Here is a 22,034-nt window from a genome sequence, read left to right as displayed (position 1 = left end):
CGGGCCTCCCTCACGCGGACGCGGGCCACTGCGCGATGACGGTCTCGCCGCCCCGCACGCGCTGGCCCTTGGTCACGGTGATCGTGCACTCCGGAGGCACGAAGACGTCCATCCGCGAGCCGAACTTCATCAGGCCCATCCGCTCGCCGGTCGCCAGCCGCTGCCCGGTGCCGGTCCGGGTCACGATCCGACGGGCCAGCACGCCCACGATCTGCCGGAAGACGACGGTCCGCCCGCCGTCGCGCAGCCAGAGCTCGCTGCGCTCGTTGCGGTGCGCGGACTCCTTGCGGTAGGCGGCGAGGAAGCTGCCCTTCCGGTAGGAGTACTCGACGACGTCGCCGCGGTAGGGCGAACGGTTGACGTGCACGTCGACGACCGACAGGAAGACGCTCACCTGCTGCCAGTCGCCCTCGGGGGCGACGCCGGGCTGCGGCTCCCCGGCGACCATCACCACGCCGTCGGCGGGGGACACGACGTCGTCGGCCGGCGGCGGCGTGGTGTCGCAGCGCCGGTCGGGGTCGCGGAAGAACAGCGCCATGTAGGCCGACAGGCCCAGGAACGGCCACGCGATCCACCGTGGTGCCCCCCGCCGTCCGGCCGCCGTGGCGAGGGCTGCGGGGACCAGGGGTCCGGTGATGAAAGGCCACCCGGCCCGGTCGATGCGCATGGTGTCCCGAACGTTACCGGCCGCCCCCGCGGTCGGTTCGGACCTGCGGCCGTACCGGACCCGAGGCGCGGAGGGGATCGGCCCCCTGCTCGCTGACCCGGCCACGCGGGGGACCGCCGTACCAGTCCAGGCAGACCATGGTGGCGTCGTCCCGGAGATCGCCGCCGGTGGCGTGGAGCACCGCGGCGCCGAGCTCGTGGACGACCTCCCGCGGATGCAGGTCGGCGCTCGCGGCCAACGCCGCCGCGACGTCGAGCGACGCGGCATTGCGTTCCTGCATGCCGTCGGTGAGGAACACGATCCGGTCGCCCGGCTCCAGCGGGAAGTCCTGCAGCTCGAAGGACTTGCCCGGGAGGACGCCGAACGGCGGGTCGATCCTCAGATCGATCTCCTCCACCCGGCCGTCGCGGAGCCGGAGCGGGAGGGTGTGCCCCGCATTGACGATCGCCGCCTTCCCGGTCTCCAGGTCGACGCGGAGCAGCTGTCCGGTCACGAACTGCCCGGTGGCCGCGTTCTGCGCCAGCGACTCGTTGGCGTAGGCCGCCTGCTCGCCGAGGTCCATGCCGGCGCGCCGGCCGTTGCGCAGGCTGCCGACCAGCAGCGTCGCCAGCAGCGCGGCCTCGACCTGGTGCCCGACGGCGTCGGTGATCGAGAGCTGGAGGCACTCCCGGTCGAGGCTGTAGTCGAAGGTGTCCCCGCCCACCGAGCTGGCCGGCTCGAGCCAGCCGGCGAGGGTGAACTGGCCTGCCTCGCACGTGTAGGACGCCGGCAGGAGCCGTCGCTGGATCTCCGCGGCGAGCGCGAACGGGGTGGATCGCTGGCCCCACTCGAAGACGTCGGTGTGCCGGCGCGCGGCGATCACGACGTAGGCGAGGGCGTGCGCGGCGCTCCCGATGTCGAGGACCTCGTCGGGCGAGGGGTAGCGCGGCACGTCCAGCTCGAGCAGCCCGATGGCATCCCCTCGATCGGTGACGGGGACGATGAGCTGGGCGCCGTCCCCCCTCGCCTCGATGTCCGACCGCTGCGTGCGGAGCACCCGCTCGTACCGGGTCCCGGCCAGGGGGAGGGTCCTGGCCTGCTCGCGGCCGTCCCGGCTCCGCGTTCCGGCGACGAGTTCGGTCGTGGTGAGCCGGACGACGGCCCGACCGCTGAAGTCGGCCACGAGCAAGGTGACCGCCGTGGCGTCGACCATCACGCCCAGCTCCGCCGCGACGACCTCGACGGCGTCGATGGGGGCCGCGGCCTCGACCTTCTCCAGGAGTGCGCCGACATCGATCACGTGGTCCTCCGACCCGCTCGGTGTGCAGACCCGGAGGCCGCGGGGCCATCACGACGCTGCCGGGCCGCCCGAGCACGGGCGGCCCGGCAGCGTCGTGGCCCCGTCCCGAGGCTCGCTCCGAGCGTGCGAGGGGTGAGGAGGACGGGGTCCTTCCTCAGGCCGCGGCCTTGGTCTCCCAGAAGATCTTGTCGATCTCGGCGATCATGTCGAGGAGCTTCTGCCCCTCCGCCGGGTCCATGCTGCCCTTGCCGCCGGCCGCACCGGCCTGCTTGGTGGCCTTGTTGAACAGCTCGTGCAGCTGTGGGTACTTCTCGAAGTGCGGGGGCTTGAAGTAGTCGGTCCAGAGCACCCACAGGTGGTGCTTGACCAGCTCCGCGCGCTGCTCCTTGATCAGGATGGCGCGGGTGCGGAAGACCGGGTCCTCGTTGCCCTGGTACTTCTCCTGGATCGCCTTGACGGACTCGGCCTCGATGCGGGCCTGAGCCGGGTCGTAGACGCCGCACGGGAGGTCGCAGTGAGCGGACGCCTCCACGGCGAAGAACATGCGGGTGAAGCGCATGGACGTGCCTCCGGATGTCGTGGGGTTGGGTCGTCTGCGACCCTACCCGCGGTGATCGACAACGACAGTCCGGGAGGCGCGGTCCCGGAACCGCTCCCATCGCTGCCGGCTGCATGGGGCACGGCGGTGGTGCGGGGGCCGTCCATGGCTCCCACCCTGCGCGCGGGCGACCGGCTCCTGGTGCGGCGAGTGCAACGCGCCGACCGGATCCGCCCGGGCGACGTCGTCCTCGCCCGTTTCCTGTCGCTGCCGGACCTGCTCGTGGTCAAGCGGGTGCGCCGGGCGGTGCCCGGTGGGCACTGGGTCGAAGGGGACAACCCGCTGGTCACCGACGACAGCCGCGCATTCGGGACGGCGGTGGTCGTCGGCCGGGTCGTCCTGCGGCTCTGGCCGCGGCCGGGGCGATTGCGTCTCCCGCCGGCTCCCTAGCGGAACAGCAGCCGGCGCAGCGCCTCCTCGAGCCGGCCGCGAGCGTCCTGCGCGGCGGCGCGCGTCCGCCAGGCGACGATCCCGTCCGGCCGGACGAGGACGGCGCCGTCGGCACCCGTGCCGTAGGCGACCGGGAAGGCCCCGTCCCGGTCGACCAGCGAGCCGTCGGCTGCGACCCGGTGGGCGACCAGGGGCAGACCGACGGCCTCGGCCGCGGGGCCCGCGGCGTCGCACCAGGCCTGCCCGCGCGGTCCGGCGAGCAGGACGAAGCCCCGTCCGAACACGTCCAGCAGGGAGTGCGGAGCGCCGTCGGACTCGACGACGAGGTGCGGGGCGCGGCTGCCCGGCCGGCCACCGGGCTGCCGGGGATCGACGACGACCGCGCCGTCGTCCTCCTCGTCGGTCGCCACGGCTGCCGACCGGTAGACCGGACCCAGCTCGATCGAGGCGTCGTCCAGGGGAGCGGCCATGTCGTCCCGCGGCAGCGAGGGGTCGACGCGCAGGACGTAGCGTGTGTAGGCCTGCTCCACGACCATGCTGCTGACGGGTCGGCGCTCGGGGTCGTAGGTGTCGAGCAGCCCCTCGCCTGCGGTGCCGTCGAGAACCGCGGCCAGCTTCCAGGCCAGGTCGTGCGCATCGGCGACGCCGGTGTTGCCGCCGAACCCACCGGTCGGCGGCATCACGTGCGCGGCATCGCCGGCCAGGAACACGCGCCGGTCGCGGAACGTCGAGGCCCACGCGGCGGCCGCGCTCCATCGCTGGACGTTGTCGACCTCGACCTGGATGTCCTCGCGTCCGAGCGCCTTGCGCACCAGCTCCACGCAGCGTGCCGCGTCGAGGTCGACGGCGACGTGGGTGTCCCGGCCGCCGTCGGGGTCCGTGGTGGAGAAGACTGCGAGAAAGCCCGAGTCGCCGGTGATCGAGAAGCGGAAGAATCCCAGCAACTCCGGGTGGTTGACGTAGACGACGCTGAGATTCCGGCCGCCGATCAGTTCCCGCATGTCCGCGTGGAAGTAGATGGTCACGCAGTCGGCGAACGCGCCACGCCCCTCCTGCCCGATCCCGGCGAGCTCCCGCACGCGGCTGTGCGCACCGTCGGCGCCGACCAGGTACTGGGCCACCACCGTCTCCTCGGGTCCGCCGTCGCGGGCTCGGATGGTGCAGGTGACGCCTCCGTCGTCCTGCTCGAGATCCAGGAGCTCGGTGGCGTAGCGGTGCTCGGCTCCGCGGTCCTGCGCGGCCTGACGGAGCAGCGGTTCGAGTCCGATCTGGGTGATGAACAGGCGGGACGTCGGGCTCAGGTGCTCGACGCCCTCGTTGAAGTGCCGGAAGAAGTACGTCGACTCCGCCTCGGGGGCGGAGAGGTGCTGCACGGAGACGATCGCCCCGTTCTGCTCGAACTCCTTCTCCGCCGCGGCCTCCACCGCGGACTGGAGTCCGACGCTGCGGAAGATCTCCATCGTCCGCTGGTGGAACGACGCGGCACGGGGGTGGACCGCCGTGCCCCGGTGCCGCTCGACGAGCAGGTGGGGGACGCCGGCCGAGGCGAGCAGCACGGAGGTCGACAGCCCGACGAGGCTGCCACCCACGACGACGACGGGAACCTGCTGCGCGCTCACGGCGGCTCCTCCTGGGCGGACAACTGTCCGCATCGCGGACGACGGTGGTGGCTGAGACCGTGGCCCCGCCTCGCGGACGTGTCAAGGGTCACGTCGACGTCTCGGTGCCCGGCTCCCGGACGGGCTGCAGGTCCCGCCCCGGATTACGCTGCCGGAACCATGAGCACGGGTACCGAGCAGGACAGCACGCCCGACCGCTTCGCCGACGACCCGGCCTTCGCGGTGCACGAGGGCGGCAAGCTGTCGGTCGTACCGACCCGCTCGATCGACTCGATCGCCGACCTGGCACTGACGTACACGCCCGGCGTCGCCCGGGTGTCCAGTGCGATCGCGGCCGAACCGGAGCTGGCCCGGCGGTTCACCTGGGCGTCCCGCGTCGTCGCGGTCGTCTCCGACGGCTCGGCGGTGCTCGGCCTCGGCGACATCGGGCCCGCGGCGTCGCTCCCGGTGATGGAGGGCAAGGCCTGCCTGTTCGCCGAGTTCGGCGGGCTGTCGGCGGTGCCCGTCGTGCTGTCGACCAAGGACGTCGACCAGATCGTCGAGTCGGTGGCCGCGATCGCGCCGTCCTTCGGCGGCATCAACCTCGAGGACATCAGCGCGCCGCGCTGCTTCGAGATCGAGGCCCGGCTGCGCGAGCGGCTGGACATCCCCGTCATGCACGACGACCAGCACGGCACGGCGATCGTCGTCCTGGCGGCCCTGCGCAACGCCGCGAAGGTGGTGGGCCGTGAGGTCTCCGACCTGCGGGTGGTGGTCGCCGGGGCCGGCGCCGCCGGGGTCGCCTGCACGAAGATCCTGCTCGGTGCCGGGATCGGGGACATCGCCGTCGCCGACTCCAAGGGCATCCTCCACGCCGGACGGGCCGACCTGACGCCGATCAAGCAGTGGCTGGTCGACCACACCAACCGGGCCGGTCACGCGGGCACCATGGTCGACGCCCTGCGCGACGCCGACGTCTACCTGGGGCTGTCCGGCGGCTCGGTGCCCGAGTCGGCCATCGCCACGATGGCGCCGAACTGCATCGTCTTCTCCCTCGCCAACCCGATCCCCGAGGTGGATCCGGACATGGCGGCGAAGTACGCGGCCGTGGTCGCCACCGGGCGCAGCGACCTGCCCAACCAGATCAACAACGTGCTGGCCTTCCCGGGCATCTTCCGCGGGGCCATCGACGCCGGCGCGCGCAGCATCACCGAGGACATGAAGCTGGCCGCGGCGGACGCCATCGCCGGCGTCGTCGGCGACGAGGTGCGTGCCGACTACGTGGTGCCCAGCCCGCTGGACCGGCGCGTCGCCGAGGCCGTCGCCGCGGCCGTCGGGGAGTGCGCGCGCCGCGAGGGCGTCACCCGCTGATCCGGTAGACGAGGTCGAGGACGCCGGACAGCAGGCGCTCGGCCACCGGCCGGGGGAGCGCGGCCACCAGCGCATGCACGGGCGCCATGCGGTCGGGCAGCCGGCCGCCGCCCACGCCCGCCACCTCCAGCAGCGCGTCCACCTCGGCCACGGTCAGCGTGGCCGGATCGATCGTCGCGGCAGCCGCCACCAGGTCGGGATCGGCGACCGGCCGGGGGAGCGCCGCGGCGGCGCGGGCGGCGTCCCCGAGGTCGGACAGCAGGGCCGGTACGCGCCCCGCGGTCGCTCCGGTCACCGTGAGGTGCAGCGTCGCCGGCATTTCGCCGTCGGGCTGTGCGAACGGTGGCTGAGGCTGCAGCAGCCAGCCGCGCGCGGTCATCTCGTCGGCGAGATTGAGCACGTCGACGCCGTCGTCGGCGAGGGCCACCAGGGTCGACACCGGGCGGCCCACGACTCGGATCCCCGGAATGTCCGCGACGCCGCGCACGAGGGCGAGCGTCGCCTCGTGCGCCGCTCGGGCGAGCTCCCGGTAGCCGGCGGTGCCCAGCAGTCGGTGCACCGCCCACGCCGCGGCCATGGCCCCGGCCGGCCGGGTGCCCGCCAGGGTCGGGTTGACCACCGGATAGCCGGGCCAGGCCGCGGTGGAGAACCAGTGCGCCTGCCGCAGCTCGGGGGTCGAGGTGAGCAGGATCGACACGCCCTTGGGCGCGTAGCCGTACTTGTGCAGGTCGACCGACAGGCTGGTCACGCCGGACACCGAGAGGTCGAACGGCTCGGGGACGTCGTCCAGGAAGGGCAGCACCCAGCCGCCGATGCACGCGTCGACGTGGCACGGCACGCCCGCCGCCGCGGCCAGGGCCGCCACCTCGCCGACCGGGTCGAGCACGCCGTGCGGGTAGGACGGCGCGCTGGCCACCACGAGCGCCGTCCGCTCGTCCAGCGCTCCCGCGACCGCGGCGACGGCGGCGCGGCAGGTGACCGGGTCGACCGGCACGTCGACGACCTCGAGGTCGAACAGGTGCGCGGCCTTCCGGAACGCCGCGTGCGCGGTGACCGGCAGGAGCAGCCGTGGCCGGCCGACCCCGCCCCCGGCGCGCCAGGTCTCGCGGGCGGCGAGGACCGCGAGCAGGCAGCTCTCGGTGCCGCCGCTGGTCAGCGTGCCGACCGCGTCGGGTCCGCCGCCGAGCAGCGCCAGCGCGGCGCCGACCAGGTCGTTCTCGATGCGGGCGACGCTGGGAAAAGCGGTCGGGTCGAGCGCATTCGTCCACTGGAACGCGGCCTGCGCCGCGGCGGCGAGCTGGTCGATGTCGGGCCGCCCCGAGTCGTAGACGTAGGCCATGGTGGCGCCGCCGTGGGTCGGGACGTCGTCGGCCTGCAGCGCGGTCAGCGCGGTCAGCACGTCCTGCGGCGCCTTGTTCATGCGTCTCCTCGCGAGCTCGGGGACCGAGCGGGGGTCTCCTCGGGGTCGAGCCGGTAGCGGACCAGCACCGGCAGGCTGGCGAGCACGAGCAGCGCCGGCACGAGGCTGAAACCGAGCCGGATGGCGGTGACGGCGGACGCGGGCTGCGGGATCTCCGCACCGCGGGACACGTAGCCGGCCAGCGCGAGCAGACCACCCAGCAGGCCGGGGCCGACGGCGAGGCCGATCGTCTCGGCGGCGGTCCACACGCCGGTGAAGACCCCGGCGCGGCGGGTGCCCGACGCCGCCTCGTCCGCGGCGATGGTGTCGGGCAGCATCGAGAGCGGGAACATCTGCATGCCCGCGTAGCCGATGCCGACCAGTACGACCAGCACCACGACCGGACCCGTGCGGCCGTGACCGCCCAGGGCCAGGCCGGCCGCGGCGCCGGCGAACAGCGCCGACGCGATCAGCAGACCGCGGCGCTTGCCGAGCCGTCGCCCGACGCGCACCCACAGCGGCATGACCAGGATTGCCGGCCCGACGAAAGCGGCGAACAGCACCGCCCCCAGGCCGGGTTGCTGCAGCACGCGGACGGCGTAGTAGGGCACGCCGGCGAGCATCACGCCGATGCCGAGCGCCTGGATCACGAAGCCGGTGGCCAGCACCCGGAACGGCCGCGATCGCCAGGCGAGCCGCAGGTTGTTGCCGAGGCCGCCTTCGCTCTGCACCCGGCTGCGCGTCGGCGCGGAGCGAGTGCCGATGACGGCACCCAGCATCCCGAGGGCCAGCAACAGCGCGACGAACAGCGACATGGCCAGGTAGCCGCCGCGTCCACCGCCGAAGGCATCGACCACCGCGGGCGCGCCCGCGCCGGCCAGCAGGATGCCGAGGGCCAGCGCGGCGACCCGCCAGGACATCAGCGTCGTCCGCTCGGCCGGGTCGTCGGTGATCTCGGCCGGCTGCGCGACGTAGGGCACCTGGAAGCAGCCGTAGGCGGTCGCGGCCAGCAGGAAGGCCACCGTCACCCATCCGGCTGCGAACGCGGGCGGCGAGGCCGGTCCGGCGAAGATCAGCACGAACAGCAGGGGCAGGGTCGCACCGCCGGCGAGCATCCAGGGCCGGCGCGGCCCCCAGCGACTCTCGGTGCGGTCGGACCGGTTGCCGATCCACGGGTTGAGGACGACGTCCCACGCCTTGGGCGCGAACACGACGAGACCGGCGATGCCCGCGGCGACGCCCAGCACGTCGGTCAGGTAGTAGAGCAGCAGCAGGCCGGGCACGGTCCCGAACGCCGCCGTCCCGATCGAGCCCAGGGCGTACCCCGCGTGGGTTCCCCGGCCGAGCCTGGGCGTGCTGGTGACGGCGGACACAGCGGGAAACCGTACTGGTCAGGCGCCCGTGACGGTCAGCGACCACCGGTAGCTGCGCGCCTGCGGACCTGCCGGCGAGCTGATCAGCCGAGGCTGAGGATCCGCTCGACCAGCGGGTTCAGCGCCAGATGGGCCTCGGTGTTCAGGTACAGGCACAGCGCCGTGGCGAACAGGAACAGCGGCACGAGGACCATCTTCTCGACCACGTTGCCGGTGCGGATGGGCAGCAGCTTCAGCCGGCAGCGGTGCGCGATCCACACCAGCGGCACCGGGATGCCCGCGGTCGTGAGCGCGTCACCGGCGATGTGCGTGAGGCAGCCGAGCGCGACCGCCCACGGCAGCCACGCCGGGTTGGGGCTGTGGGTGAGCAGGAGATATGCCCCGGCCCACGACAGCACGAGGTTGCCGACGACGGTGTTCTCCACCCGGCCCGGAATGGCGAAGTTCAGCGCCCGGAGCGCGAGCCCGATCGCCAGCGCCATGAGCAACAGGCTCGACCAGAACGCTCCGGCGGCGGCCACGGCGAGGGCGCCGAACGCCAGCGGGCCGAGGACCGCGTCGTGGGTGCCCCAGCGGTGGCCCTGGGCGAGGCGCCCGATCGCACCGGAGGGGACGTCGGTGATCGGGCCCCACATGTCCGACACCGTCGAGCCGGAGTGGTCGAGGTCGGGCAGCATCGCGAACCCGCCGGCCGCCGCCACCCACGCGATCTGGGAGACGGTGCCGTGCACGGGGGCCCAGGGCAGCGTGGCGGCACCGGCAGCCAGCCCCGAGAGCGCATGCGAGTGACCGAGCACGCACACAGCGTGCCGCCGAGGCGGCGCGAGGAGCGGGAGGCGCGCCTCAGTCGTCGAGGTCGGCGTCCGGGTCCGCGCCGCCCCGGGCCAGCCAGGTGGCCAGCCGCTCGACCGGAACCTCGAAGTCGGGGAACTGGTCGACGAACGCCTGCAGCTGGTCGGCCAGCCAGGCGAGCGTGACCTGCTCCTCGCCCCGCCGGTCGGCCAGCTCCTCGAGACCGCGGTCGGTGAAGTACACGGCCGGCGCCTCAGCCGGCGAAGGCTTCGGCGATCAGCTGACGCTGCTCGACCTCGTGCACCTTCGCCGAGCCGACGGCCGGACTGGCCGACGCCTTGCGGCTGACCCGGCGGAAGGTGCGGCCCTCGGGCAGCTCATCCGGGAGGTTGACCGCCATGAACTGCCAGGCGCCCATGTTCATCGGCTCCTCCTGGACCCACACGACGTCCGTGGCGTTGGGGTAGCGCTCCAGCTGCTCGCGGATCTGCTCCGCAGGCAGCGGGTAGAGCTGCTCCACGCGGACGACGGCGACGTCGGCGGTGCCCTCGGACTCGCGATGCGCCATCAGGTCGTAGGCGACCTTGCCGGAGCAGAGCAGCACCCGGCGCACCGCGGCGTCGTCCAGCGGCTCCCCGCCGACACCCGTGTCCGGCAGCACGGGCCGGAAGGTCTCCTCGGTGAAGTCGGCGACCGCGCTCACCGCGGCCTTGGCCCGCAGCAGCGACTTCGGGGTGAACACGACCAGCGGCCGGTGCACGTCCGACAGCGCCTGGCGGCGGAGCAGGTGGAAGTAGTTCGCGGGGGTGGAGCAGTTGGCGACGGTCATGTTGTTCTCCGCCGACAGCTGCAGGAACCGCTCGATCCGGCCGCTGGAGTGGTCGGGTCCCTGGCCCTCGAGGCCGTGCGGCAGCAGCATGACCACGCCCGAGCGCTGGCCCCACTTGGCCTCGCCGGAGCTGATGAACTCGTCGATGACCATCTGCGCGCCGTCGACGAAGTCGCCGAACTGCGCCTCCCACAGCACGAGGGCGTTCGGGTTCGCCACCGAGTAGCCGTACTCGAACCCGAGCGCGGCGTACTCGCTGAGCAGCGAGTCGTAGACGAAGAACTTCGCCTGGTCCTCGCTCAGGTGGGCCAGCGGCGTGTACTCGCCGGCGGTCTCCCGGTCGATCAGCACCGAGTGGCGCTGCACGAACGTGCCGCGACGGGAGTCCTGCCCGGCCAGCCGCACCGTGACGCCCTGCATGAGCAGCGACCCGAAGGCGAGCAGCTCGCCCATCGCCCAGTCGATGCCGCCCTCGCTGGCCATCGCCGCGCGCCGCTCGAGCATCTTCTGCAGCTTGGGGTGCGGGGTGAAGTCCGGCGGGAACGAGACGTGCGCGTCGCCGATCGCCTTGAGGATCTCCGGCGTGATCGCCGTCGCGACGGCGGCCTCCTGCGGCGTCCGCGGGTCCATCGCCGGGCGCGGCTTGGAGGTCTCCTGCGAGTCGTGGGTCTCGGCGAAGGCCCGCTCGAGCTGACCGCGGTAGTCCTTGAGCGCCTCCTCGGCCTCCTGCAGCGTGATGTCGCCACGGCCGACCAGCGCCTCGGTGTACAGCTTCCGGACCGAGCGCTTGCGGTCGATGATGTCGTACATCAGCGGCTGGGTCATCGACGGGTCGTCGCCCTCGTTGTGGCCGCGACGGCGGTAGCAGACCAGGTCGATGACGACGTCCTTCTTGAACGCCTGCCGGTACTCGACGGCCAGCCGCGCCACCCGGACGCAGGCCTCGGGGTCGTCGCCGTTCACGTGGAAGATCGGGGCGTTGACCATGCGGGCGACGTCGGTCGAGTAGAGGCTCGAGCGGGCGGCCGTCGGGCTGGTGGTGAAGCCGACCTGGTTGTTGATGACGACGTGCACGGTGCCGCCGGTGCGGTAGCCGCGCAGTTGCGAGAGGTTCAGGGTCTCGGCGACGACGCCCTGGCCGGCGAAGGCCGAGTCGCCGTGCAGCAGCACCGGCAGGACGGTGAAGCCCTGCTCGCCCTTGTCGATCATGTCCTGCTTGGCGCGCACGATGCCCTCGAGCACCGGGTTGACCGTCTCGAGGTGGCTGGGGTTGCTGGCCAGGGAGACGGCGATCTCCGCCTCGGGACGGAACGGGTTGCGGAACTTCCCGGTGGCGCCGAGGTGGTACTTCACGTCGCCGGACCCCTGGACGCTGCCCGGGTCCATGTTGCCCTCGAACTCGCCGAAGATCTTCGCGTAGCTCTTGCCCAGCACGTTCGCGAGCACGTTGAGCCGGCCGCGGTGCGCCATGCCGATCGCGACCTCGTCCAGGCCGTGGTCGGTGCCGGCGATCAGCACCTCGTCCAGGATCGGGATGACCGACTCGCCGCCCTCGAGCGAGAACCGCTTCTGGCCGACGTACTTGGTCTGCAGGAAGGTCTCGAACGCCTCGGCGGCGTTGAGCCGGCCCAGCACGTGCTTCTGCTTCTCGCGCTCGGGCTGCTCGTGCTTGACCTCGACCCGCTGCTGGAGCCACTCGCGCTCCTCGGGGTCGGTGATGTGCATGTACTCCACGCCGACGGTGCGGCAGTAGGAGTTGCGCAGGACGCCCAGGATGTCGCGCAGCGGCATCAGCCGCTCGCCCGCGAAGCCGCCGACCGGGAAGCGGCGGTCGAGGTCCCACAGGGTCAGCCCGTGCTCGAGGATGTCGAGGTCGGGGTGGGTGCGGACCTTGAACTCCAGCGGGTCGGTGTCGGCCATGAGGTGGCCGTTGCGCCGGTAGGACTCGATGACCTCGATGACCCGGGCTTCCTTGTCGATCTGCCCCTCGCGCGTGATCCGCACGTCCGGCATCCAGCGCACGGGCTCGTAGGGGATGCGCAGCGCCCGGAAGACCTGGTCGTAGAAGCCGTCCTCGCCCAGCAGCAGGCCGTGCAGCCGGCGCAGGAAGTCGCCGGACTCCGCGCCCTGGATGATCCGGTGGTCGTAGGTCGAGGTCAGCGTGATGATCTTGGAGACGGCCATCTCGGTGAGCGCGTCGGGGTTCATCCCCTGGAACTCGGCCGGGTACTCCATCGCGCCCACGCCGATGATCGCGCCCTGCCCGGCGGTCAGTCGCGGCACCGAGTGGTTGGTGCCGAGCGTGCCCGGGTTCGTCAGGCTGATCGTCGTCCCGGTGAAGTCGTCCATGGTCAGCTTGTTCTGACGCGCCCGGCGGATGACGTCCTCGTAGGCGGCCCAGAACCCGGCGAAGTCCAGCGTCTCGGCCTGCTTGATCGAGGCCACGACCAGCGACCGCGAGCCGTCGGGCTTGGGCAGGTCGATCGCCAGCCCGAAGTTGACGTGCTCCGGCTGCACCAGCACCGGCTTGCCGTCGACCTCGGCATAGGCGTTGTTCATGTTCGGGAAGTCGTCGAGCGCCCGGACCAGCGCGTAGCCGATCAGGTGGGTGAACGACACCTTGCCGCCGCGCGAGCGCGCCAGGTGGTTGTTGATCACGATGCGGTTGTCGGCCATCAGCTTGGCCGGCACGGCGCGCACGCTCGTCGCGGTCGGGACCGTGAGCGAGACGTTCATGTTCTTGACGACGGCGGCAGCCGCCCCGCGCAACGGGGACTGCGAACCGGCGGCCACGGGCGTCGCGGGCTTGGCGGCAGGCTTCGCCGCAGGGGTCGACGTCGCGGCCGGGGCCGTCGGGGCCGGCTGCGGCGCAGCGACGGGCGCAGCCTGCTGGGGCGCAGCCTGCTGGGGCGCGGTCTGCTGCGGTGCCGGCTTCTGGGGTGCTGCCTTCTGGGGAGCCGCCGTCTGGGAAGCCGCCGTCTGGGGAGCCGCCTTCTGGGGAGCCGCCTTCTGGGGAGCCGCCTTCTGGGGGGCGCCGTTGCCCGTGGTGGCCGACTCCTGGCGGTCGGCGCCGCCCACGGGGCTGCCCGGGCGGTAGTCGGCGAAGAAGTCGTGCCAGGCCTGGTCCACGGTCGACGGGTCGGCGAGGTACTGCTGGTACATCTCCTCGACCAGCCACTCGTTGGTGCCGAATCCCGCCACGGGGGACGAGGACGCGGTGGATGGCCGGGAGGAGCTCGCGCTTGACACGGGGTGGAGTGCCTTCTTCGTCGGTGGGTGCCTGCAGGTAGGCCGTGTGGCTGGGCCGTGCCGACTGGTTCGGCCCAAGTGCCGAGTCTACGCCGGTGCCGCCGGACGGACGGTCTGTGGCGAGGCGCACGCGGGTGGGGTTCGGCATTCCCCGGGGTGCTACTCGCGCGCCCCGTGGGCGACGAGCAGCTCGGCCAGTGCGTCGTTGCCGGTGGCTCGGCCCGCGTCGTTCCGGCGGTGCCGGGCGGCCGCCACGTGGCTCATGTCCAGGGCGGTCGCCCCCTCGTGCGTCGTCGCGTTCACGTCGGCGCCGGCAGCGATCAGCACGCGGACGATCTCGGGCGCGTCGTCCGCCGGTGCTGCGCCCACCGCGGCGTGCAGCGGCGTGCGGCCGGTCGCCGGATCGCGCCGGTTGGCGTCGGCGCCCGCCGACAGCAGCAGGCGGACCAGCTCCAGCCGGGCGCCACCCGCGGCGAAGTGCAGCGCACCGGTGTCGGGATCGGCGCCGCGGTCGAGCAGCAGCTCGGCGGTGGCCGCGGCACCCCCGAAGGCGGCCCAGGACAGCAGGTCCACCCCGCTGGTCCGGTCGCCCGGACTCGAGCCGTCGGCGAGGTGGCGGTCGAGCTCGTCGACGTCCCCCAGGTAGGCGGCGCTGGGGGCGTCCACGGCCGCGCCGAGCGCGCGCAGCAACGGGACGAGGTCGGGGCGCTGCTGCAGGGCGACGTGCAGCGGCGTCCGGTTGAACTCGGTGCGGGCGGTGAGGTCCGCCCCGGCGTCCACGAGCTCACGGACGACGTCCGGCCGGCCCTCGGCCACCGCGAGGTGCAGCGGCGTCCAGCCGGCCTGACCGTCCCGCTCGACGGTCCGCTCGAGCAGGGCCGGCGACGACTGCACCGCCGTCCGGACGCCGTCGAGGTCGCCCTCGGCGATCAGCCTGGCCAGGCGCTGCACGGTCATGCGAGTGGTCACGCGGGCTCCTGTCCGGAGTGCGAGGCGGCCTCGGGAAGCGCGCCGCCGGGCTTGCGAGCGGGTGACCGCTCGTCGCCGACCCTTGCACGCTCCCGCCGGTTCCCGGGCACCGGGCCGCGGGCGGAGTCCCCCGTCAGACGATGTCGCGTCGGACGGCGATCAGCGTGCCGAGCAGCGCCGCCAGCAGGCCGTAACCGACCAGCAGCAGACCGCCCTGCCAGGCCGAGAGCAGCTCCGGGCCCTGGAACGTCGCGGTCATCGCCTCCTGGCCACCGCCCGGCATCCACCGGTAGGCGCCCGAGGTCGCGGGGATCGACCGGACCACGGGCTCGATGACGAACAGGTAGACCAGGCCCCCGACGATGGCGCCGACCTGGTTCTTGACCAGCGCACCGATCCCGACGCCGATCAGCGCGTAGATCACCAGGGCGAGACCCGACGTCAGGACCACCCTGAGGTTGTCGCCGCTGATCGACGGTGCGGCACCGCGGGCGCCCGCGTAGACGGTCACCACCAGGACGTTGACCGCCACGACCAGGACGGCGAAGGGAACCGCCACCAGGGCGTAGGCAGCCAGTTTCGCGGCCACCACGCGCCACCGCCGCGGTTCGGTCAGGAACGTCGGGGTGGCGGTGCGGTGCCGGTACTCCTGCGTCATCCCGATGATGCCGAGGATCAGGAAGAGCACGGAGGCGCCGGTGGCCTGGGACAGCGCGACCTGTTCGAACTGCGGGTTCCCGACCGGCGGCAGCCCGGGCTGCCCGTTCTGGCTCTGCCCGGCGAACCCCACGATCAGCGCCGAGAAGCCGGCCACCATGAGGCAGGCGCCGAGCAGCAGCCCGATCCAGACCCGCGTCGTGAACAACTTCGTCCATTCAGCGCGCACGAGCCGGATCATCGGGTGCCCTCCTGGGCGACGGGGGTGCCGGGCGAGGGAGCGGCGAACTGCTCCTGGCCGCTGGTGAGCTGGAAGTAGATCTCCTCCAGACCGCTGGTGTGCGAGCGCAGCTCGTGCAGCTCGATCCCGGCGGCGAAGGCGCGGTGACCGATGTCGGCGGGGGTGCTGCCCGTGACCGTCAGGGTGCCGTCCTCCTGCGAGACGCTGCTGCCCGCGGCGCTGAGCACCTCGGCGAGGCGGCCCATCTCCGGGCCGCGGACCAGGACCGAGCCCGCTCCGTCGGCGCCCGAGCGGAGCTGTTCCATGGAGCCTTCGCGCACCAGCCGGCCGGCGCCCACGATGACCACCCGGTCGACGGTCTGCTCCACCTCCGACAGCAGATGGCTGGACACCAGGATGGTCCGGCCCTGCTCGTGGGCCAGATGGCGGAGGAATCCGCGCAGCCACTGGATCCCCTCGGGGTCCAGGCCGTTGGCCGGCTCGTCGAGGACCAGCACGGACGGATCGCCCAGCAGCGCGGTGGCCAGCGCGAGTCGCTGGCGCATCCCGAGCGAGTAGCCGCCGGCGCGGCGGCCTCCCGCATCGGCGAGGCCGACCTGCACGAGGACCTCGTCGGCCCGCGAGAGGGGGAGTCCCGCCGCCCGGCAGTACACGCGCAGGTGGTTGCGGCCCGAGCGGGCGGGGTGGAACGCCGTCTCCAGGACCGCGCCGACCGTGCGCAGCGGGGCGGGCAGCGCTCCGTAGGGCGTGCCGTTGAACGTCGCCGTCCCGGCGTCCGGGATCATCAGGCCCAGGACCATGCGCAGGGTCGTCGTCTTCCCCGCGCCGTTCGGGCCGAGGAAGCCGGTGACCGAGCCGGGCTCGACCTCGAAGGTCAGGTCGGAGACGGCGTGCACGGGACCGAAGGACTTGGACAGTCCGCGCACCTCGAGGCGGACGGGCCCGGCTGGGGCGGTACTGGCCGTGGGGATGAGAACTCCTCGGGGTGGCATCGGGTCGTCGTTCCCATCCAAGCGCACTCGGATCCAGAGTCGGGAACCTCCGCGCTCCGGGCGAGTCAGGCGGGCGCGACGGTCGGGCGCAGGAACCGGCCGAGCACGAGCGCGCCGAGACCGGCCACCACCACGGTCAGGAGCGCCACGCGCAGGCTGAACGCGTCCGCCAGGACGCCGACCAGCGGTGGCGAGACCAGGAAGCCGATCCGCAGCAGCCAGTTGACGACGGCCAGGCCGAGTCCCCGTCGCAGGCCCGGCAGTTCGTCCGCGGCGTGGTAGACCGCCGGCACCAGGGTCGCCACGCCGAGGCCGGCGAGGGCGAACCCGAGCACGGTGGTGGGGATCGAGGGCAGGGCGAGAGCCAGGCCCATGCCGGCCGCCGTGAGCGCCCCGCCGGCGCAAACCACCCGGCGCTGTCCGAACCGGTCGACGGCGCGGTCGCCGGTGAGCCGGCCGAGGGTCATGGCCGCCGACAGCGCGACGAAGCCGAGCCCGGCCGTGGCCGCTCCCGCTGCCAGTTCGTCGCGGAGGTAGAGGGCGCTCCACGAGCTGCCGGCGTCCTCGACGAACGCCCCGCAGATCGCGAGCACGCCGAGCGCCGCCATGCCGAGGAACGCCGTGCGCCGCAGCGAGCGGGGCGCGGCCGCACCCCGGCCGGCTGCGGCGGGGTCCTCCCGGTGGGCGTCGTCGGGTCCGGGGAGCAGGACGCGGGCCCCGAACAGCGCCGGGATCCCGAAGAGGACGGCGATGATCCCGAGGTGCAGGGGGAGCGGGACGTCGAGGCCGGCCGCGACCGACCCGAGGACGCCCCCGGTGACCGCGCCGATGCTCCAGACGCCGTGGAAGGCGTTGAGGATCGACCGGCCGTACGCGCGCTGGACGCGCAGGCCGTGCGCGTTCTGGGCGACGTCGACGACGGCGTCCAGGGCGCCGGCGAGCAGGAGGGCGCCGGCGAGGGCCGGCCAGTTCGGCGCCGCGGCGGCCGCCCACACGGCGACCGCGAGCAGGGTGAGGCCCGCGGAGGCGACCCGCGCCGACCCGAACCGGCGGATCAGCGGCGCGGAGGACAGCCCGGCGAGCAGCGCGCCGAGGGGGAGCGCGGCGAGCGCGGCGCCCAGGGAGGAGTTGCTCAGGCCGAGGTCGGCCTTCAGCTCGGGGAAGCGGGGGACCAGGTTCGCGTAGAGCACCGCGTTGACGAAGAAGCAGGCGCCGACCGCCGCCCGGGCCCGGCGCAGCTGCGGGATCGACGGAACCGTGCTGGTCGGGGGCACGCGGCGCGCTCCTTCCGTGTGGGATCGCAGGGCTCACGCCTTCGTGATCTCGGGGTGACCCCTGACACCTGGTCACATAGAGTGCCGAGCGTGAGCGAGAGCGCCTACGCAACGATCGTCGTCGGCACGGACGGGTCCGATTCTTCCCTGCGCGCGGTCGCCCGCGCCGGAGCCCTCGCCGGAGCCACCGGCGCGACGCTGGTCATCGCCTGCGCCTACCTGCCCGCCGACTCCGACGACCGGGAGACCGCCCGGGCGCAGGACGCGCTCGGGGAGGACGCCTACCAGGTGGTCGGCTCCCACCCCGCCGAGGACACGGTGCGGACGGCGCAGGAGCGGGCGGCCAAGGCCGGTGCGAAGGACGTCAAGACCGTCGCGGTGGAGGGATCGCCGGTCGAGGCGCTGCTCGACGTCGTCCGCCGCGAGAGCGCCGACCTGCTGGTCGTGGGCAACCGGGGCCTGGCCGGGATCAAGGGCCGGCTGCTCGGCTCCGTGCCGGCCGACGCGACCCGCCGGTCGCAGTGCGACGTGCTCGTCGTGCACACCACGGGCTGAGGCCGACGGACGGCATGGAGGAGCCCGCCGAGGGCCCGGTCGAGGACGCCCGTGAGGCGATCGACCGGCTGCTGCTCGACGGCCCCCGGCGCTACACCCGGCGGCAGGTCGCCGAGATGGCCGGGATGGCCCCGGAGCGGACGCTGCGGCTCTGGCACGCGCTGGGTTTTCCGGACGCCGCGGACGACGACCCCGCGTTCACCGACGCCGACGTGAACGCGCTGCACGTGCTCTCGACGCTCATCGACTCGGGCTTCGTCGGGCCGGAGACCGAAGCGTCCATCGCCCGGGCGATGGGGCAGTCGCTGTCACGGCTGGCCGACTGGCAGACCGACATGCTCGCCGACGCCTTGACGCGGGACGCCGGGCCGGACCGGGGTCTCGCGATCTCCGCCGACGAGGCGGTCGCCACCGCACGGGCCCTGCTGCCGCGGCTGCGCGACGTGCAGAACTACGTCTGGCGCCGGCACCTGGCGGCCAACGTCGACCGGTTGTTGGCGGCTGTCGGACCGGGCGACCGCCGGGAACTGGCGGTCGGGTTCGTCGACCTCGTGGGCTACACGTCTCGGAGCCGTGGCATGGGCGGCCGCGAGCTCGGGGCCATGATCGAGGATTTCGAGAGCACCGCTGCCGAGGTGATCGCCCGGCACTCCGGGCGGGTGGTGAAGACCGTGGGTGACGGCGTGCTGTTCACCGCGGGCACAGGCGTCGCCGCCGTCGAGATCGGGCTGGAACTGCCCGAGGTATGGGCTGCGGAGGACCGGCCCCCGCTGCGCACGGGCGCCGCATACGGACCGGTGCTCACGCGGCTCGGCGACGTCTACTCGCCGGTGGTCAACCTCGCCAGCCGGCTGACCTCCCTCGGTCGCCCGTCGACGGTGCTCGTCGACCGGGAACTGGCCCAGCAGTTGCGCGGCGATCCCGCCTACCGCGTGCGGCCGCTGAAGCGGGTGTCGGTCCGCGGGTACGACCACCTGCAGCCGTGGCTGGTCCGCCGCCGTCCGCACGGCGACGACGACAACCCGTTCGAGGGCATGCTCGACGAGCTCACCGACGACGTCCTCGACCGGCCGGCGGACGACCGGGCCGAGGACGACGACGGGTCCTGACGCGGGCTCCTGACACCTGCATGGCACCCTGCGACGGGTGAGCGCCACCCTCGTCGCACGCGGACTGGCGGCCGGTCACGGCGCCCGCGTGCTCTTCTCCGGCCTCGACCTGGTCGTGGCCCCCGGCGACGTCGTCGGACTGGTCGGTGTCAACGGCGCCGGCAAGTCCACGCTGCTCCGGACCCTCGCGGGCGACCTGCCCGCGGAGTCCGGCACCGTCGTGGTCAGCCCCCCGTCGGCCACCCTGGGCTACCTGCCGCAGGAGCACGAACGGCGGGCGGGGGAGACGGTGCTCGCGACGCTCGGCCGGCGCACCGGGGTGACCGCGGCCGCGGCGGCCATGGACGCCGCCACCGAGGAGCTGACCGCCGGCGTCGACGGCGCCGACCACCGCTACGGTGATGCGCTCGAGCACTGGCTCGCCCTCGGCGGCGCCGACCTCGACGAGCGCGCCGACGCGGTGGTCGCCGAGGTCGCGCCGGGTGTGGCGCTGGACGCGCTGATGACCTCGCTGTCCGGCGGCCAGGCCGCCCGGGTCGGTCTGGCCGCGCTGCTGCTGTCCCGGTACGACGTCCTGCTGCTGGACGAGCCGACCAACGACCTCGACCTCGCCGGGCTCGACCAGCTCGAGCGGTTCGTCGAGGGGACGCGGGCCGGCATCGTCGTCGTCAGCCACGACCGGGAGTTCCTCGCCCGCACGGTCACGCGGGTCGTCGAGCTCGACCTCGCCCAGCAGCTGGTGCGGGTGCACGACGGCGGCTACGACGCCTACCTGGTCGAGCGCGACGTCGCCCGGCGGCACGCCCGCGAGGAGTACGACGAGTACGCCGAGACCAAGGCCGGCCTGGAGGCGCGTGCCCGCATGCAGCGCAACTGGATGGCCAAGGGCGTCCGTGACTCGATCAAGAAGTCCAAGGACGGCGACAAGCACATCAAGGCCAAGAACCGGGCGTCCTCGGAGAAGCAGGCGGCCAAGGCGAAGCAGACCGACCGGCGGATCGAGCGGCTCGAGGTGGTGGAGGAGCCGCGCAAGGAGTGGGAGCTGCGGCTGGAGATCGCCACGGCTCCGCGCGCGGGTGCCGTGGTCGCCACCCTGCGGGGCGCGGTCGTGCGCCGCGGAGGGTTCACCCTCGGCCCGGTCGACCTGCAGGTGGACTGGGGCGACCGGGTGGCCATCACGGGGGCGAACGGCTCGGGCAAGTCGACCCTGCTCGCGGCGCTGCTGGGCCGGGTGCCCCTGGACGAGGGGACGGCGTCGCTGGGACCCGCGGTCCTGATCGGCGAGATCGACCAGGTGCGGGGGATCTTCTTCGGCAGCGAGCAGCTGATCGACGCCTTCTCCGCCGAGCTCCCCGACTGGCCGACGTCGGAGGTGCGCACCCTGCTGGCCAAGTTCGGGCTGGCCGCCGACCATGTCCTCCGCCCGGCCGAGACGCTGTCACCGGGGGAGCGCACCCGGGCGGCGCTCGCGCTGCTGCAGGCGCGGGGGATCAACGTCCTCGTGCTCGACGAGCCGACCAACCACCTGGACCTGCCCGCCATCGAGCAGCTGGAGGAGGCGCTGGCCGCCTACACCGGCACGCTGCTGCTGGTCACCCACGACCGGCGGATGCTCGAGTCGGTGCAGACGAACCGCCGGCTCGAGGTCGTCGCGGGGCGGGTCACCGAGCGCTGAGTCCTTGTCGTCGGCAGGCCGAGGTACGACGATGCGCCTCGCGCACCCCTGGAGGCGACCGTGGACGACGTCGGTGATTTCCTCTCCACCGTCCTGCCGCTGATGCGCGACGAGGTCGTGGGCCTGCACTCCGGCACAGCGGAGACGCGTCTCGCGGTCTGGTCACACACCGAGCCCGTCACGCTGTTCGGCGCGGAGATGAGCCGACGCGGATGGGAGCAGCTCGAGCCGGCCTTCACCGGGCTGGCCGCGAGCTTCTCGGGCAGCGAGGCCTTCGAGAACGAGGTCCTGGCAGCCGGCGTCGACGGTGACCTCGGACACGTGGTCGCCATCGAGCACTCGACGGCTTCCCGGCGCGGCGGGGCGCCCACCAGCTATGCGCTGCGGGTCACGACCGTGTTCCGACGGGAGGACGGGGACTGGAAGATCGTCCACCGGCACGGCGACGGCTACCGGGATGCCCTCCTGCTACCGGGCTGATCCCTGGGCGAGCTCGTCCTCCACCCCGACGGCGTCCATGCCGGCCCAGGTGTGGCGCACGTGGTGGGCGAGCACCATCAGGTCGCGCAGCTCGCCGTTGCGGTCGCGGATGTGGTCGACCAGCAGCGCCTCGCCGGTGAAGCCGAGCTCGGTGAACAGCGCCAGCGCCGCACCCTGTTCCGCGACGACCTCCACGACCAGCTTGGTGAGGCCCGCCCCGACCCCCTCGGCCACCGCCCGCCGCGCCAGCTCGCGACCCAGCCCCTCGCCTCGATGCGTCGGGTCGACCACCAGCCGGATCTCGCCGACGTGGTCCGACCAACCGGGCAATGGCCGGACGGCGACATAGCCGGTCACCTCGTCGCCGGCGTCCACCGCCACCCAGCGGCCGCCGGCTCCGGGAGCCGACGCCCACGACCGCACGGTTTCCGGGTCGGTGACTTCTTCCTGGATGAACGTCAGGTCGCCCTCGGGCAGGGCGGCGAAGAACTTCAGCAGCGCGTCGCAGCGCTCGGGGCCGAGGGGGACGACGGCCAT

Annotated in this window: 20 protein-coding genes; 6 read left to right on the top strand and 14 right to left on the bottom strand. The window is 73.3% G+C overall.

Annotated features, from left to right (window positions below):
* Positions 1-10: 10 nt before the first annotated feature.
* From AC2H4J_RS14760 to sodN, 3 genes are all read right to left on the bottom strand, one after another.
* Entirely contained in the window at positions 11-667 is a 657-nt protein-coding gene (locus AC2H4J_RS14760) for a phosphatidylserine decarboxylase (RefSeq protein ID WP_487465626.1), read from the bottom strand.
* 13 nt (positions 668-680) lie between these two features.
* A complete protein-coding gene (locus AC2H4J_RS14755) occupies positions 681-1,946 on the bottom strand; it encodes a PP2C family protein-serine/threonine phosphatase (protein WP_487465625.1) in 1,266 nt (421 codons plus the stop codon).
* 154 nt (positions 1,947-2,100) lie between these two features.
* A complete protein-coding gene (sodN, locus tag AC2H4J_RS14750) occupies positions 2,101-2,505 on the bottom strand; it encodes a superoxide dismutase, Ni (RefSeq protein ID WP_487465624.1) in 405 nt (134 codons plus the stop codon).
* Here sodN and AC2H4J_RS14745 point away from each other — a divergent pair.
* Positions 2,461-2,934, top strand: coding sequence for a S26 family signal peptidase (locus AC2H4J_RS14745; RefSeq protein ID WP_487465623.1), 474 nt, complete (start codon positions 2,461-2,463; stop codon positions 2,932-2,934). The two genes, sodN and AC2H4J_RS14745, sit on opposite strands and share 45 nt — an antisense overlap.
* On the opposite strand, the gene AC2H4J_RS14740 is transcribed toward AC2H4J_RS14745, so the two are convergent.
* The gene (locus AC2H4J_RS14740; RefSeq protein ID WP_487465622.1) at positions 2,931-4,553 is read right to left on the bottom strand and encodes an FAD-dependent monooxygenase; all 1,623 of its coding nucleotides are present in this window, start codon (positions 4,551-4,553) and stop codon (positions 2,931-2,933) included. The two genes, AC2H4J_RS14745 and AC2H4J_RS14740, sit on opposite strands and share 4 nt — an antisense overlap.
* A 159-nt stretch (positions 4,554-4,712) precedes the next feature.
* Between AC2H4J_RS14740 and AC2H4J_RS14735 the strand changes: the two genes are divergently transcribed.
* Positions 4,713-5,903, top strand: a complete 1,191-nt coding sequence (locus AC2H4J_RS14735) for an NAD(P)-dependent malic enzyme (protein ID WP_487465621.1) — start codon at positions 4,713-4,715, stop codon at positions 5,901-5,903.
* Here AC2H4J_RS14735 and AC2H4J_RS14730 read toward each other — a convergent pair.
* The 9 genes from AC2H4J_RS14730 to AC2H4J_RS14690 all read right to left on the bottom strand — a co-directional run bounded on the left by AC2H4J_RS14730 (position 5,893) and on the right by AC2H4J_RS14690 (position 17,678).
* Positions 5,893-7,323, bottom strand: a complete 1,431-nt coding sequence (locus AC2H4J_RS14730; RefSeq protein ID WP_487465620.1) for a pyridoxal phosphate-dependent decarboxylase family protein — start codon at positions 7,321-7,323, stop codon at positions 5,893-5,895. The genes AC2H4J_RS14735 and AC2H4J_RS14730 overlap by 11 nt on opposite strands.
* Complete coding sequence (locus AC2H4J_RS14725; RefSeq protein WP_487465619.1) at positions 7,320-8,675, bottom strand: MFS transporter; 1,356 nt, start codon at positions 8,673-8,675, stop codon at positions 7,320-7,322. Before AC2H4J_RS14725 ends, AC2H4J_RS14730 begins: the two co-directional genes overlap by 4 nt.
* Before the next feature lie 83 nt (positions 8,676-8,758).
* Positions 8,759-9,472 (bottom strand): metal-dependent hydrolase, encoded by a 714-nt coding sequence (locus tag AC2H4J_RS14720; protein WP_487465618.1) that lies wholly within the window; start codon positions 9,470-9,472, stop codon positions 8,759-8,761.
* Between the two features lie 46 nt (positions 9,473-9,518).
* Entirely contained in the window at positions 9,519-9,710 is a 192-nt protein-coding gene (locus AC2H4J_RS14715; RefSeq protein WP_487465617.1) for a DUF6104 family protein, read from the bottom strand.
* Positions 9,711-9,720: 10 nt separating this feature from the next.
* Positions 9,721-13,497 carry a multifunctional oxoglutarate decarboxylase/oxoglutarate dehydrogenase thiamine pyrophosphate-binding subunit/dihydrolipoyllysine-residue succinyltransferase subunit gene (locus AC2H4J_RS14710; protein ID WP_487465616.1) on the bottom strand — a complete coding sequence of 1,259 codons (3,777 nt, stop codon included), beginning with the start codon at positions 13,495-13,497 and terminating at the stop codon, positions 9,721-9,723.
* 207 nt (positions 13,498-13,704) lie between these two features.
* Positions 13,705-14,514 (bottom strand): ankyrin repeat domain-containing protein, encoded by an 810-nt coding sequence (locus AC2H4J_RS14705; RefSeq protein WP_487465615.1) that lies wholly within the window; start codon positions 14,512-14,514, stop codon positions 13,705-13,707.
* Positions 14,515-14,647: 133 nt separating this feature from the next.
* Complete coding sequence (locus AC2H4J_RS14700) at positions 14,648-15,412, bottom strand: ABC transporter permease (protein ID WP_487465614.1); 765 nt, start codon at positions 15,410-15,412, stop codon at positions 14,648-14,650.
* A complete protein-coding gene (locus tag AC2H4J_RS14695) occupies positions 15,409-16,338 on the bottom strand; it encodes an ABC transporter ATP-binding protein (RefSeq protein ID WP_487465613.1) in 930 nt (309 codons plus the stop codon). The genes AC2H4J_RS14700 and AC2H4J_RS14695 overlap by 4 nt, the downstream gene beginning before the upstream one ends.
* Before the next feature lie 131 nt (positions 16,339-16,469).
* A complete protein-coding gene (locus AC2H4J_RS14690; RefSeq protein WP_487465612.1) occupies positions 16,470-17,678 on the bottom strand; it encodes an MFS transporter in 1,209 nt (402 codons plus the stop codon).
* A gap of 90 nt (positions 17,679-17,768) precedes the next feature.
* Here AC2H4J_RS14690 and AC2H4J_RS14685 point away from each other — a divergent pair, with 90 nt between their 5' ends.
* The 4 genes from AC2H4J_RS14685 to AC2H4J_RS14670 are packed head-to-tail and all read left to right on the top strand — an operon-like array spanning position 17,769 to position 21,497.
* Positions 17,769-18,233, top strand: a complete 465-nt coding sequence (locus tag AC2H4J_RS14685; protein WP_487465611.1) for a universal stress protein — start codon at positions 17,769-17,771, stop codon at positions 18,231-18,233.
* A gap of 14 nt (positions 18,234-18,247) precedes the next feature.
* On the top strand, positions 18,248-19,342 hold the full coding sequence (locus AC2H4J_RS14680; protein ID WP_487465610.1) for an adenylate/guanylate cyclase domain-containing protein: 1,095 nt from the start codon (positions 18,248-18,250) through the stop codon (positions 19,340-19,342).
* Between the two features lie 37 nt (positions 19,343-19,379).
* Entirely contained in the window at positions 19,380-21,017 is a 1,638-nt protein-coding gene (locus AC2H4J_RS14675; protein WP_487465609.1) for an ABC-F family ATP-binding cassette domain-containing protein, read from the top strand.
* Positions 21,018-21,077: 60 nt separating this feature from the next.
* Positions 21,078-21,497, top strand: a complete 420-nt coding sequence (locus AC2H4J_RS14670; protein WP_487465608.1) for a nuclear transport factor 2 family protein — start codon at positions 21,078-21,080, stop codon at positions 21,495-21,497.
* Here the strand turns inward: AC2H4J_RS14670 and AC2H4J_RS14665 are convergent.
* The gene (locus AC2H4J_RS14665; RefSeq protein WP_487465607.1) at positions 21,486-22,034 is read right to left on the bottom strand and encodes an N-acetyltransferase family protein; all 549 of its coding nucleotides are present in this window, start codon (positions 22,032-22,034) and stop codon (positions 21,486-21,488) included. The genes AC2H4J_RS14670 and AC2H4J_RS14665 overlap by 12 nt on opposite strands.

The organism is Blastococcus sp. OS1-29, from assembly GCF_057628075.1.
Note: the sequence above shows the minus strand (reverse complement) of the source record. Positions and strands in the feature narration are given on the sequence as shown.